The organism is Candidatus Nitrosocosmicus franklandus, assembly GCF_900696045.1.
Lineage (GTDB): Archaea > Thermoproteota > Nitrososphaeria > Nitrososphaerales > Nitrososphaeraceae > Nitrosocosmicus > Nitrosocosmicus franklandus_A.
The window spans coordinates 501,795-514,612 of sequence record NZ_LR216287.1; the positions used below are offsets into that span (position 1 = coordinate 501,795).

The 12,818-nt window shown below is 34.7% G+C and carries 13 protein-coding genes; 10 read left to right on the top strand and 3 right to left on the bottom strand.

Annotated elements, in window-relative coordinates; translation table 11 throughout:
* Nucleotides 1-8 precede the first annotated feature (8 nt).
* The 3 genes from NFRAN_RS02285 (at nucleotide 9) to NFRAN_RS02295 (ending at nucleotide 4,204) form a co-directional block, all read left to right on the top strand.
* Entirely contained in the window at nucleotides 9-443 is a 435-nt protein-coding gene (locus NFRAN_RS02285; RefSeq protein WP_134482895.1) for a hypothetical protein, read from the top strand.
* A 111-nt stretch (nucleotides 444-554) separates the two neighbouring features.
* A complete protein-coding gene (locus NFRAN_RS02290) occupies nucleotides 555-2,321 on the top strand; it encodes an AAA family ATPase (protein ID WP_172602053.1) in 1,767 nt (588 codons plus the stop codon).
* Between the two features lie 167 nt (nucleotides 2,322-2,488).
* Complete coding sequence (locus NFRAN_RS02295; protein ID WP_134482897.1) at nucleotides 2,489-4,204, top strand: hypothetical protein; 1,716 nt, start codon at nucleotides 2,489-2,491, stop codon at nucleotides 4,202-4,204.
* A 7-nt stretch (nucleotides 4,205-4,211) separates the two neighbouring features.
* On the opposite strand, the gene NFRAN_RS02300 is transcribed toward NFRAN_RS02295, so the two are convergent.
* Nucleotides 4,212-6,023 carry a hypothetical protein gene (locus NFRAN_RS02300; protein ID WP_134482898.1) on the bottom strand — a complete coding sequence of 604 codons (1,812 nt, stop codon included), beginning with the start codon at nucleotides 6,021-6,023 and terminating at the stop codon, nucleotides 4,212-4,214.
* Nucleotides 6,024-6,147: 124 nt separating this feature from the next.
* On the opposite strand from NFRAN_RS02300, the gene NFRAN_RS02305 reads away from it, so the two are divergent.
* From NFRAN_RS02305 to NFRAN_RS02320, 4 genes are all read left to right on the top strand, one after another.
* Nucleotides 6,148-6,858 (top strand): PH domain-containing protein, encoded by a 711-nt coding sequence (locus NFRAN_RS02305; RefSeq protein ID WP_134482899.1) that lies wholly within the window; start codon nucleotides 6,148-6,150, stop codon nucleotides 6,856-6,858.
* A gap of 153 nt (nucleotides 6,859-7,011) precedes the next feature.
* Nucleotides 7,012-7,428, top strand: a complete 417-nt coding sequence (locus NFRAN_RS02310; protein ID WP_134482900.1) for a hypothetical protein — start codon at nucleotides 7,012-7,014, stop codon at nucleotides 7,426-7,428.
* On the top strand, nucleotides 7,425-7,985 hold the full coding sequence (locus NFRAN_RS02315; protein WP_134482901.1) for a winged helix-turn-helix transcriptional regulator: 561 nt from the start codon (nucleotides 7,425-7,427) through the stop codon (nucleotides 7,983-7,985). Before NFRAN_RS02310 ends, NFRAN_RS02315 begins: the two co-directional genes overlap by 4 nt.
* A gap of 122 nt (nucleotides 7,986-8,107) precedes the next feature.
* Nucleotides 8,108-8,551 (top strand): dUTPase, encoded by a 444-nt coding sequence (locus NFRAN_RS02320; RefSeq protein WP_172602054.1) that lies wholly within the window; start codon nucleotides 8,108-8,110, stop codon nucleotides 8,549-8,551.
* 143 nt (nucleotides 8,552-8,694) lie between these two features.
* Here NFRAN_RS02320 and NFRAN_RS02325 read toward each other — a convergent pair whose 3' ends face one another.
* The gene (locus NFRAN_RS02325; protein ID WP_134482903.1) at nucleotides 8,695-9,090 is read right to left on the bottom strand and encodes a hypothetical protein; all 396 of its coding nucleotides are present in this window, start codon (nucleotides 9,088-9,090) and stop codon (nucleotides 8,695-8,697) included.
* Nucleotides 9,091-9,480: 390 nt separating this feature from the next.
* Here NFRAN_RS02325 and NFRAN_RS02330 point away from each other — a divergent pair, with 390 nt between their 5' ends.
* A complete protein-coding gene (locus NFRAN_RS02330; RefSeq protein ID WP_134482904.1) occupies nucleotides 9,481-10,119 on the top strand; it encodes a GNAT family N-acetyltransferase in 639 nt (212 codons plus the stop codon).
* Nucleotides 10,116-10,922: an amidohydrolase family protein gene (locus NFRAN_RS02335; protein WP_172602055.1), complete on the top strand. Its 807-nt coding sequence runs from the start codon at nucleotides 10,116-10,118 to the stop codon at nucleotides 10,920-10,922. The genes NFRAN_RS02330 and NFRAN_RS02335 overlap by 4 nt, the downstream gene beginning before the upstream one ends.
* A 305-nt stretch (nucleotides 10,923-11,227) precedes the next feature.
* Here NFRAN_RS02335 and NFRAN_RS02340 read toward each other — a convergent pair whose 3' ends face one another.
* A complete protein-coding gene (locus NFRAN_RS02340) occupies nucleotides 11,228-11,659 on the bottom strand; it encodes a hypothetical protein (protein ID WP_134482905.1) in 432 nt (143 codons plus the stop codon).
* Nucleotides 11,660-11,917: 258 nt separating this feature from the next.
* On the opposite strand from NFRAN_RS02340, the gene NFRAN_RS02345 reads away from it, so the two are divergent.
* Nucleotides 11,918-12,811, top strand: coding sequence for an ion channel (locus tag NFRAN_RS02345; protein WP_134482906.1), 894 nt, complete (start codon nucleotides 11,918-11,920; stop codon nucleotides 12,809-12,811).
* Nucleotides 12,812-12,818 lie beyond the last annotated feature (7 nt).

Sequence of the window (12,818 nt, forward strand, 5' to 3'; positions counted from 1 at the left end):
AAAAATTATTGGTTTGGAAAGCAGTATATTATTTAATAAAAAAGGACAATTATCTTAAAGCTTCGACCCTGTTAATCTGTATTTGTTCTATTTCTGCAGTAGCCCTTAATATTGAGGGAAGCAATTGCATTAGACAGGTCAATTCACTTACCATATTAGAAAATAATATTGTTCAAGAAATTCAAGATAACCAAAGAAACAATACCGGATTTTCCAATCAATTTCAGCAGCAGGTAGAAGAACGAAGACAACAACAATTAGAAGAAGAAAACAGGCAAGCTCAAGAGGCAGCTTTACAAGATTCTTACGAGTTGCGAAAGTATTGTTTCCTGGTTACAAATATGTACGTTTACTCTCTTTTTGGAGTAATAATTGGATTTATTCTCCTTGCGATTTGGTATGGGAGATATAAACAAATTTGGACTTGGCGAAAAAATAATTGAAAAAATAGATACAATAAATCAAATAAAGAGGTAATGAAGACTATTTAGGTTTCATGGCTATAGCTTGCATAGATTTTTAAAGAAAAGAAACCTACTTCATCCATACAAAATTTGTCCCGCGCAGATACTATTCTAGAACTGGTCAAGGCATCGTACTCGACTCAACCATCATATAAGAATCCAAGTTTCTACGGAGTTCCAGAAAATTATGACCAAGTAAAGACATTAAGAGACTTGTTAGAAATAAACTACAAGTACAGCTCTACTAAAAAACAGCTTAGAGAAAATTTAATCATTAGAATAAAAAATAATGAGAATCCCTTTGTTGGAATAATTGGTTTTGATGATACCGTGATTCCTGCTATAAAGCGCGGTTTGCTTGCAGGACATGACATTTTGTTCGTCGGTCATATTGGACAAGGAAAAACAAGGTTAGCAGAACTGATATCAGAAAAGTTACTATCACCGATCCCTATTGTAGAAGGAACCCTGACAAATGATATTCCAACTGAATTGCCATACACCCATCTTGTGGATTTGATTAACGGAAAAGAAATTGAGAAAAAAACACCTGAATTTCATGTTTCAAAAGACTGCGAAGAGTTGATTAGGAATAATGGACTGGATACCAGGATAAAGTGGGTTGACGGTAAACAAAGGTACAGATACGTTCTGGCAACACCAGATATATCTGTAAAAGATTTGGTAGGTCAAATAGATGTTGTAAAAATAATCAAGAAAGGTATCGAATTGTACGATATTGACTCTTATTCACCTGGATATTTACTACAATCCAGGTACGGTATTTTATGTTTAGATGAGTTACCCGTTCTCGATCCAAGAAAGCAAGTTACACTCTTAAGCGTATTACAGGAAGGAAGATTTACTACTGGAGCTTATCCTGTATTTTTCAAACCCGATGTTAAAATTATCGCAACCGCAAATCCTATGGATTATACACATTCTGGAAAGATCATAGAGCCACTCGCCGATAGACTAAAAAGTCATATAGAAACTCACTATCCGAACACCATCCAGGATGAAACATTGATACTAATACAGGAAATGGATATGCTAAACAGAGACTACAAGAGTACTTTTCTACCTGTTTTTATTTTGGAGACGATAACAAGGATTTTTCAAAAAATCAGAAATCATCCAGAAGTAAATAGCGATAGAGGGGTAAGTGTTAGGTCAACAATTCACTCTTTAGAAGCTCTCATAGGAGAAGTGGAATGTAAAAGAGCTATTCACAACAACATATTGGTAATTCCAAGATTCTCTGACCTTCAATGCATATTTCAATCGTCTAAATTTGAACTAGACGAAATCGAAGATACATCGGAGAATAGGATCGAATTTCTCAATAACATAATTAGAGAAGTTATGCAAGAGACTTCGCTGCATTTTTTCAATGGCTTTTTCAAGTCTCCTGACCTTGTTGCAATCAGAAACGATTTTAAAGACAAGTCATTTACTATAACTCAGAACCAGTACCAAATTCAAAATTTCAAATTGCAGGAGAAAGAACCTGATTCAAATACCAAAGCACTGTCAAATGGCAGATTACTCTATACAACCCAATTAAAGCAATTTCCCCAGTTAACGAATGTAGTAAAAAGAGCAGTCGAAGAATTAAGAAACAAACAAAATGATCTTATTAAGTTAGCCAAAGGTTTTGGAATAGAAAGAAATTTAGAATACATTGAATTTAAGAGCGAGTTTAACGAGAGTAATTTGGGTAATGATAATGATGATAAAGAGGAGGAGCTTTGGGCGGCTATGATTGAATTATTACTAGAGTACTTGAGATTCACGTCACCGCCTATCCTGGATAAAAAAGATGATACATTTGAGGGCACCATTGGCAATGTTTGATAATAGAATTGCTCAATAGAATTAAGAACCATAACGATGAAAAAAATAGAAATATTTTTGTATAAAACTAGCAGGACTAAGAGATCAGACCAGCGAAAAATTATTAATTATTTCAACAATATCAGAACAAACTCTACCGTCCAGCCACAAATCAAGGATTACTGTAAATGAGAAAAACTATCTACTACCCTAGGTCTATTGAGAAGAGCGATTCCACTAAGCGAGAAAGAGGAAGAGATAAAAGTAAAAGCGATTCTGACTATGACACAGAAATAATAGAACCGCCAGAATCCCTAAACAACAATCAAAGACAACAAAGCCAACATTCTAGTAGAAATGATCTTTTAAAGAGATTCTTTCCCGATATATTAAAAGCAATAGGAAACAAGGCTATAAAGGAAAGCCCACCTACTTTACAAGAGCTCGAAGGATACCTCCAACAGTACGTTTCAGATTTAGAAAAGGCAAGCAACAATAGCAACAAGGATTATAGGAAATGGCGCGAGGGAACTTTTGACCCTACTAATAAAAATCAAAGCCACAATCATGGTATTATTACCTCAGGTCCGGGTTCTAATAATCAAAACCCTCTCTCACCTCCATCTCTTCAGACCTCCCCAAAGTATTCCTCGTCATCAACAACATCAACAAATACTGCTTTTACTAATCAACAAAGTAGGCGATTTTTTGGAATAGACTTTAGAGGTACAGAAATGGATGGAAATAACCTTCCCATTGTTAGAGAGCTCATAAAAAAAGGCTATCTAACAGAAGACTCAAACAGATGGATAAACAAGAAAGGATTCATGAAAATGGGAGAACAAATTCTTGTGGAAATAATAAAATCATTAAAGGCAGACAAGTTGGGAATGCATGAAACAATGTTTACTGGATACGGAAGCATTATTCAAGAAAGCTCAAGGAAGTACGAAGTTGGGAACGAGATTTCAAATATAAGCATAAATTCAACGATAAGAAACTTTCTGGATAGAGTTTATTCCAGTGGCACAGGTAAGGGGAAAAATATTCTAAATGCTGACAATGATGATGATGATGATGATGATGACAGAAAGAAAATTGAATTCCCTCTCGATATTACCTACGAAGATATCGAAATATATGATACTTTGGAAGAGATTCAGGTGTCAACAGTATACTGCATAGACCTGAGTTCCACAATGAAGTACGCTTCAATGTACAGTGATTTAAGTAGAATAGAAGCTTCGAAGCGAGCTTTATGGAGTTTATACATTTTGAACAAAAAATTTTTTCCCTTGGATATAATCCACACAATTGGATTTGGCTCCGTTGCCGCCCGAATAGAAGCTATTGATATTCCCTTTTTAAAAACATTTGAGCCTAATGCTGATTTTTTACATTATACAAACTATCAAGCTGCTTACAGGCTAGCTAAAAGGATATTGAAAAAGGATGGAGTGAAAAACAAAAGAATAGTGATGATTACCGATGGACATCCAAGTGCTTGTTTTATTAACGAAAAGAGTGAGCAGGATAGAATAATGAGGCAGAGACCATACTCTCATTTCTACAAACCTGATCCAAAAAGAATAGGCATGCAAGACTCGGAAAGTAAAAGGACAAAATTCGACATACATGAAAGCCATACGGTGTACTTGTGCTATAGATACAGACAAATAGACCAGTACATAGGCGAGCAAACAATAATGGATGCAAAGAGAATAAAAAAAGATGGGATAGATATAGACACGATAATGGTAAGCGAAGAAGACACGTTACTGGATTTCGTAAATGAATTGGCAAAATCGGTTGATGGAAAATCAATCTACATTAATCCAAGAGACATAGACAAAGTCCTGATCACAGACTATTTGTTAAATAAAAAGAAAATGATAAAAAAGTAATATAATATTACTTTTGTCCGCTTTGAAGGAATTCCAAGATTTTCATCAGGTCAGAAGAAGCGGAAGAAGCGGAAGAAGCGGAAGAAGCGGAAGAAGAGTTACTACCGTTGTTGTTTTGACTAGTATTGGTTAGACTCTGTAAAGTATTTTCTTCTCCAAGTATTGGATCAAATCCTGTGTCGTTTGTTCCAAATAGGGTTGCAAATGGATCAAATGAACCTAAATCACTTCCAAGGCCCATATCACTATTACTGCTATTACCAGTACTGTTGCTGCTGCTGCTGCTGCTATTGACATTGCTGGTACCAAAACCAAAACCACCATCATGAGAAAACAAATGATCTAAGAACATTGAATCCGAATGATTATCAAAAGAGGAAGAAGATGAGAACAAGGATTCAAGGCCTGTTTGGCCAAATAAAGAATTAGAGCTATTTGTTAAAAAAGGAAAAGTAGAAGAGGAAGAGGAAGAGGAAGAAGGATGAGATTCCAACATTGCAAAAGGTCCAAGAAAATTCATAAGGGCAGAAAGGTTAAAGCCCTCTCCAGCAGCTGTAACATTAGGTCTGAGCATAGATTGTCCTCCAAGAAGGCCCATCGTACCAGTGTTGTTTGAAAGGTTAAACAATTGACTGAGGTCGCTAACGTTACCACCAAATGAACCCCAATCGCTCAAAAATGGTGCAATAGAGCGATTAGTATGATTGGAAAAAACATCTCCTCTACATAAATTTGACAAAATTTGAATATTGCAGAAGGTATCAGGGTCCACAGATCCTAATCCAGAACCCATCAAAGAACTAAGATTTGTTGATGAAAGTGATCCGGAAGGAGATGAAAACAAGGCTGTTGAATTTGATAGCAGACTTTGGAGGGTAGAGAATGTAGTTTCATTTAAACCCAATGAGTTTAACAAGCTGTATGGACTGTTTGTGATATTTTTTATATTCAGTGAGGAAAATAAATTTGCCAAAAATGGTACCTCTTCTTTTATCTTTGCAATACTGCTAGAGTTGGCCAGTTTAGTGATGGAATCGGCCAGATTATTTAACGAATTGATCTTAAATGAGTAGATCATCTTATTTGCAATGGGTAGGGAATTTTGAACATCATTTGTATTTACTTCATAGTTTAGAATGTATAATTTGTTACCGACAAGCGTTCCAATTTCAATATCATCAATACTTGTATTTCCTGAATAGCTTCTTGTCACTAATTTGTAGGCTGGAATTCCTGATAGCATTGAATCGGTAGAGGTTTCAACAATAGTAACATCAGCATCTTGTTCTTGTATAGAATTGGCTTGGCTTTCTAAATAAGAACTAATATTTATTTGGTTACCACTGTCGTATATTGGTGGGTATAAATCTTCTACATATACATTGAACCACGATATGTAGGTCTGTGGATATTGAGTTGAATCATCATAAGCTGGGAAAAAGCTCACCTGTTTTACTGTCTCATTGGAATTGCTCTCGTCAATTAAAAAACTGGAAGGGTATTTTATTGAAATACCCATTCCACTGTTTTCATAAGTATTAAACACCAAAGTATCGTTGGTACCAGATGCGGAATTTGCAAGTGTTGCCACAGCACTCTGTGCATAGGCCAAGTTAGTAGGATAAAACTGAAAATTGCCAATAATGCTGTTAACTTGAGAGTCAAGACCATCGCCTAGCAGTAATGATGAGAATGGTGATGTAGGTGTTAGAACCTGTAAACTAAAAACAGTACCCAATACTAGTAGAGTTGACACCAACGTAATTGCAAAAAGCACAGATGAAGATGAAGAACTTACTTGCTGTTTTGACTTTATCATCAGTGCTATTTGATGAAAGGTATAAAAATATTTTACTTTACAATTTGTAAGGTATAAAATTGTGATAATAAAGTAGTCAGTTATCATAACTTTTTTAGATTGTTTTGATTAATCAGGATAGTAGATGTCGGACAATAAGAATAATTTTAATACAGAGATCACAGATGAAGACGAATTTGATGAAATTAGAAAGATAGCCGAAATGCTAAACCCCGACGAAAAAGTGCTTGTGGTGGCTAGACAGTCAAGAATCAAGCCAGGTGGATCTCATTTTTCCCCAAACGTTGTATATGCTACTGATAGAAGGATAATATTAAGAGATCCATCCATGTTAGGATTAAAACAAGAAATAATTGACATACCTTACAACGTGATTACTAACGCAAAGATAAAGAAAGGAATATTGTCTGCATCAGTAATTTTTAATGCACCGGGATTGTTTAATCCAAATGTTCCAGAAAAAATCCCAGGCGTAAAAAGACTTAGTACTCATGAACATGGTGAGGATGGAGTAATTGACGCAATTCCAAAGAAAAAAGCAGAAGATCTAGTAGAAGTAATACGATACGGGATTGCTCATATAAGGTCACCTACAACCGCTTTTGGATCTGGAGCGACATATTTGGGTAACATGAATCCCATGGGAGCCAGCAGTGACTCCCAGCATCACTACCGACCTGCTCAGCAGATATCCCACGCAGATGAGTTAGAAAAACTGGCAAATTTAAGAGATAGAGGTATAATATCTGACAAGGAATTTGAGAAAATGAAAGACAGAATCATTCATGGCGATTCGAGCGCAGGTAGTAACAATAATAATAACAACAACAAATAATAAAATAAAAAACGGTTTTCTTGTTAAACTTTTAACAATATTAGAAAAATCGACCTTTTAGTCTCGTCATCAATCCCATGCATATACTTTGTTTTACTTTTGTACCAATTTATTTTTAAGTGTATTTGACGCATATTAAATAGATTGTTTAGTATGGGTAGCAACATCTCAAAAGAAAGTTTTGTACAGCTTGTGAGCAGCAAATCAAAACTTTTTTTGATATTGTCTATAGCGGTTCTTAGTATTATTATTTACCCAATTATTATTCCGCATGTTACCCACCCTTCAATGATTTATCATATTATTCTCCATATTGTAAGCTTCGATGTTGCACTCTTTTTGACAACAATTTCGTTTCTTTCTTATAAAAAAACAAAGAGCAAGAAAATCCTGTTAACAGCGTTGAGTTTTGGATTCTTAATGTGCACAGAGTTTCTGTACATGCTGCAAACAAGTGATATTCTGGAAGCCTACAATATACCTTTAATAGAGGTAGAATATACACATGTATTGCTGCTAATAATGCTAGGATTGTTTGCTGCAGGTGTTTTGAGGTTGGAAAGAAAATGAAAATCTATTCGGCTTTAAAAGATAGTCAAATTCATCTAGCAAATAATGGAGGAGATAACAGGGGCAGAATTCTAAAAATTATTGATTCGTTTCCTGGAATAAGATATAGAGATATTCTTAGACTTACTAACTTAAACAACGGCACTCTTTCCCACCACTTGTCTGCACTAGAAAAGCAGTCGATGATAAAGATTGGCAAGACTGAAAACAGCAATATTACAAGATATTACCCAGCTTCAACTCATCCAGACGAGTTTCTTATTTTAAATTATTTGAAAATCAAAACCACTAAAAAAATTATACTTTATCTTCAAGAGGAAGTAAATGGAGCAAGTTTTAACGAAATTGCAAATCACATAGGCAAGGCTCCCTCTACAACATCGTGGAATTTGAAACGCCTTTTGGATGCAAAAATTGTTGAAAGAAAACGTGGGGAAAATGTTTCACTGTTCGTTCTTAATAACAAAGAACTGGTAGCAAAGTTAGTCGCAGAAAATAACAAGAGTTTACTCGACAGAAGCATTGAGAATTATATCTCTATTATAGACGAGTTATGACCTTTTAGTTAAATTTGATCCATAGGGTAAGTAGGTGGGTGGGTAGGTAGTAGTAGTAGCACCCAATTTTACTCTTTTGAGCACACATATTAAGCCAAAGTCATAAAGCTCTTTGGATGGCATTGGATACTAATAACGTTAAACTTGACAAATTAGAATTTTTGTTCAATCAGCAAAAAGAATTGATAAGCCAAAGTTATTCCAAATCCGAAATTAAAAGTGAGCAAGATGGACCCAAAACAGAAGAAGGTACTACAGCAGCATCATCACCTGAAAACAAAATGAAGAAACTCTACGAAATTAGAGAGCCGTTTAGTGGATATAGGATCTTTATGCTTTCTTCTGCAATGCTGCATGAAGTTGTAGAGTTGCAAAGAGAAACAGACTGGAAGTGGTGGAAAACAGAAAAAGGAATTGAAAATCAAAGAATTCAAGAAGAAATTATCGATCTCTGGCATTTTTTGATACAGCTTTCGATAGAAGCCGGATTAGAGCCAGAAACTCTTGTCGCAAAATATATTGAAAAAAACAAGGAAAACACCAAAAGACAGCAACGGGGTTACTAACCAAAATTTTTTAAAAACCGTATTCAGCGAGGGCGATGATGATGTCTATCAGAATGGATAAGAATCGATTGAAGACGACAATAACAAACAACAAGTCATCAATTATCTTTTGGCCACAATTTAATTCATCAACCTACTACTACCTATCCCAAAATTTCCAATTCTTCATACTGTTCTTTTACAGCAAGTAAAAATAGATCCTCTTCAAAAATCAACAGCCAATCGCTCAAACCTGTCATAGGTAATTTCCTAACCAAGATTCGAGAATCCTTCAAAATGGTTTGTACAAATACATGAGTTGGATATTCGTCTCCTGGCCTCAATCGTATCAGATCACTTTGTAGCATGATTCCTCGGATTCCAGGCTGGATGTTTAATTTTCTAATGTTACCCTCCCTATCCTCTATTTTGGAAGTCACATAACTTTGACCAATGTCAAAGTCCAAGTTAAATGAGATCTTTACTTTGCAATCCTTGCTTCTGGGAACCTGTTTGTAAAGAATTTCAGATTCTGCATCAAAATAAGAGAGATTGCTCACCTGTTAGAATTGATACACATATCTTATTTAAAATAACTTTTACTAGTCAGGCTTGGGAGTTAACATTTACACGAATGAATTATCGCGGTCTCAGGAAAACAGGTACGCTAGATTACCTGATTCGTGGCGTACTGTTCTTATTTACGTTCACAAAACAAGTGAAAGTGATCATAAAAGATATAGAAATTTGAGTAAAGCGGGGTGTGGAGTTTGGTAAAGCAGTAGAATATTTATCAATAGTCAGAAGAAAAGATAAGGCCAGTTTCTTGCGAAACGGAAAGGTCTTTTCGAAATTGGTTAAATACCTAATGTTAATATTTGTAGTCTTACCACTGAAGATCTATAAGCTAAAAGCAAAAGAAAGAAGGAGAAGGCATGTGAAAATATAAAATGCCAGAGAATAAAGTAATAATTAGGAATTTAACCTATCAGGATATCGATGGCATAATCGAATTACAGGAAGAATCATTTCCATCAATGTTCGAGGAAGGAAGCGTCTGGAGAGAGTATCATTTAAAAAGTCATATAGATATTTTTCCAGAAGGACAGTTTTGTGCTATATATAATGATAAGATAATAGGCTCCTCTAGTAGTCTTATCGTAAAATTGGAACCTGAATACGCAGTCCATACCTTTAGTCGAGTTACTGGGAATAGTATGTTTACAACTCATTGTCCAACTCTAGGTGATTCGTTGTATGGTGCAGATGTCTCTGTCCACCCATCTTTTAGAAGATTAGGAGTCGCGTCAAAATTCTATAGAAAACGAAAAGACTTGACAATTAAACTAAATTTAAGGAGGATAATTGCAGGTGGCAGACTTGCCAACTATTACAAGTATGCGAATAAACTTTCTCCAGAAGATTATGTCAATGCAATTTTGAACAAGAAACTTACTGATCCGGTTTTATCGTTTCAATTGAGAAACGGATTCAAGTTCATAAAAATTCTACCAAATTATCTTAAAGATTCAAATTCACTGAACAATGCAACGTTTATTGAATGGATTAATCCATACTACAAAAAGTGACTCAAACCATCATCGATTGTCATGTACATATTAATGGCTATGAAAGTTTGAAAAATATCCCCCTTGATGAAAGAATTAAAGCTCTATCAGATACAATGCAGGCCAACAATGTTGATCAAGCTGTCATTATTTCTTCTTACAAGGTAAATGAAGAGAGACCATCAACGTCTCAGATACTAGAATACATAAAAAATAATGATAATATTCATGTGGTTGCAGGGTTTTCAATCGACAATCATGATGGAAAAAACACAATTGAAGAATACCGCAAATATCTTAAAGATGGTAAAATTAAAGGTTTAAAGATTTACCCAGGATATGAGCACTATTATCCTTATGATCCAAAGTACCAAAAGGTTATTGATTTGTGTATAGAATACGATGTTCCATTAATGATTCATACGGGTGATACGTATACTCCCAAGGGTAAAATTAGATATGCTCATCCTATTAACGTGGATGATGTGGCGGTGGATAATCCGGAGCTAAAGATAATAACATGTCATCTTGGAAACCCATGGTTTTTGGATTGTCAAGAGATTATCTACAAGAATAAAAATGTGTATGCAGATATTTCTGGACTGGTATTAGGGGACTTTACAGAATTTTATGAAAAATATTTGGTTGGAAAAATTACAGATTTCTTAAACTATGCAGGTGAGCCAAAGTATCTTTTGTATGGAACAGATTGGCCAATATCAAGTATGAAATCCTATCTGAATTTTGTTTCAAAATTAGATCTCAATGATCAGGAACGAGAACTGATCATGTTCGAAAACTCAAAAAGATTGTTTAAGTTATAATTGATATTAGTTGGCACCTATTGTGAATGGAGATCAATCTATTGATTTCTTGCTTTGGATTTAAAACAAACCAATTAAATTATCACCTAAAGGTCTCTATATTAGAAAAAATAGGGTTTCTTATACAAATATCGGAGATAATTGTAGAACAACTGGCAAAGTTAACCTACTTGCATAAGACTAAAAGGATTACATTGTATTATCAAAGGATAAAATCACATTTAACTTATGTTACTAAATTAGTGTTATAAGAATTTTAGCAATAATAAATGAGATAAAATGCCTTGTCGGACATGGCATGTAGTTTATTTCTTGGGTCTTTTGACTTTTGACAATACTCTTATCTTTACATTATATATTGGATCTCCGTTTTGTAAAAACAAGTCTGACTTTGTAACTCCTGCAACGCTGTTTTTTAATCTTAATTTAGTACCATCGTCTAGTAAATATTCATTCCACTTTTCAGAAGAAATCGAATAAGGCAATTCCTTACTAGATACCGATTCTAATTCTTCTTTTGAATAAACTTTGGAGTGAGAAGGACCCTTTGCTTTATCTGAAAAGACAAAAGATTGTATTGATTGAAAATCAAATTCATATTCGCTTGATGGGTTAGTTTTAGATTTTTTGACCCCTGTTAATACAACTCTGCTTTTAAGTTTAGTTCCATCACCGAGAAGATAAGAATCCCAATACTCTTTGATTACCTTAAAGTCAATAGTCGCTGAATCATCCATTTATCTATTTTGAGAGGAGACGTACATATTTTAATTAATATGTATTGCGCACAGCCATCTCTAACTTAGGCTCTAACAGTATCAATAGTCTTGAAAAGCCTATAATAGACTATCAAATATAGATTTCAAAAGAAAAAATTTGATTCCCAGGGCCTGACAGAACAGAATACTAGCACCATGAAATAAAAGAATTAACAAAAGAAATCGTTAATATCAAAGCTTCTTAAACCTAAACTAATTTAATGGGATTAGCTCCTCGTGAAAAGGAGTGCTAATTTTGAAATATTTATTGTCACCATTACTTCCTTTTCTATACTCTTAGTATTATTACAGTATTTTTATGATCCAATCGGAGATGTACTCGTGGCAATTTTGTTGTTCGATGTAGCCGTTTCAATTATTTTATGCACGGACTTGTTATTGAGGGCACGAGATTCAAAGAATCCATCGAAATACATTCTTAAACATGTTTATGAAATCCCAGCTCTTATTCCGGTTTACGCCATATTTCTTTTAAGTGGAGAAACAATATTTGGAGTGGGGTTAAAAAGTTTCAGATTCATCCACATATTTAGACTAATTCACACGTTATCGAGAGTAATAATAGTATTCGATGAAATAAAGAATAGGCTAATTTTTATAACTTTCTTGTCAATAGCTACGGTTACTGCAGGAGCTTTGGGTGTTTATGTTGTAGAGAAGAGTGCCCCTGGAACAACTATAACCAATTTAGACGATGCCTTTTGGTGGGCAATAGTAACAGTAACGACCGTAGGCTACGGGGACATATACCCGGTCACATTTGAAGGACGAGTGATTGCAACGGTTGTCATGATTATAGGTATAGCAATACTAGGGATCTTGATTTCAACTTTGGGAGCACAACTCATAGAGTCCAGAATTAAGAGACAGAGCAAGAAGGAAGAAAATAATATCAAAGAATTAATCAAAAATAAAATAGATAGGATAGAAGGATTACAAAGCGAGGAAATTATAACGCTTCTAAACATGATATCCAGTCTTCATGGTGAACTTAATAGAGGTCTAAGTAAAGAACAAGAGGTAGAGTGTCCCGAATGCAAGAATATAAATCCAGATAATGCAGTTTACTGTTATAGGTGCGGAAATAAAATAACCACCGGTAACCCATAAAAGGCAT

Bases quoted from the DNA above. Each gene is read 5' to 3' on its own strand.
- NFRAN_RS02295 (WP_134482897.1), top strand. From the start codon at position 2,489: ATGAGAAAAACTATCTACTACCCTAGGTCTATTGAGAAGAGCGATTCC.
- NFRAN_RS02300 (WP_134482898.1), bottom strand. From the start codon at position 6,023: ATGATAAAGTCAAAACAGCAAGTAAGTTCTTCATCTTCATCTGTGCTT.
- NFRAN_RS02305 (WP_134482899.1), top strand. From the start codon at position 6,148: ATGTCGGACAATAAGAATAATTTTAATACAGAGATCACAGATGAAGAC.
- NFRAN_RS02310 (WP_134482900.1), top strand. From the start codon at position 7,012: ATGGGTAGCAACATCTCAAAAGAAAGTTTTGTACAGCTTGTGAGCAGC.
- NFRAN_RS02315 (WP_134482901.1), top strand. From the start codon at position 7,425: ATGAAAATCTATTCGGCTTTAAAAGATAGTCAAATTCATCTAGCAAAT.
- NFRAN_RS02330 (WP_134482904.1), top strand. From the start codon at position 9,481: ATGCCAGAGAATAAAGTAATAATTAGGAATTTAACCTATCAGGATATC.
- NFRAN_RS02340 (WP_134482905.1), bottom strand. From the start codon at position 11,659: ATGGATGATTCAGCGACTATTGACTTTAAGGTAATCAAAGAGTATTGG.